The following is a 292-nucleotide window of genomic DNA, read 5'->3' as shown; positions in this document are numbered from 1 at the left end:
CAGCATGATGAAAGACTTTAAACCTGAAGCCGATCAACGCTACACTATAAAACTTGAGAATTCTTCCTTCAAAAATCTCGGGCTGAGTGCAGGAGTGGAATGGAGAAGAGAAGATTATGCAGGAGTTCCCACCAGTGAGATCTATATTCTCTCCGGACTAAATTTGCAGCTCTAGCTAGTTAAAAACTTCAAAAATTCTGTCCGTGATATTTCTTCGGCGCCAAGACTCTTCAGGTGCGGAGTATAGATTTGGCAGTCAATCACTTTCAGATCCTCCTTCTGCAGCTTTTGA

At 42.5% G+C, this 292-nt stretch carries 1 protein-coding gene; it reads right to left on the bottom strand.

Annotation, left to right across the window (positions count from 1 at the left end; all coding sequences use genetic code 11):
• Positions 1-171: 171 nt before the first annotated feature.
• The gene (locus tag HC176_RS19075; protein ID WP_280818732.1) at positions 172-285 is read right to left on the bottom strand and encodes a hypothetical protein; all 114 of its coding nucleotides are present in this window, start codon (positions 283-285) and stop codon (positions 172-174) included.
• Positions 286-292 lie beyond the last annotated feature (7 nt).

This window comes from Tamlana crocina (genome assembly GCF_012037625.1).
The sequence above is the reverse complement of the archived record's forward strand: the minus strand, read 5'-3'. Positions and strand labels throughout refer to the sequence as shown.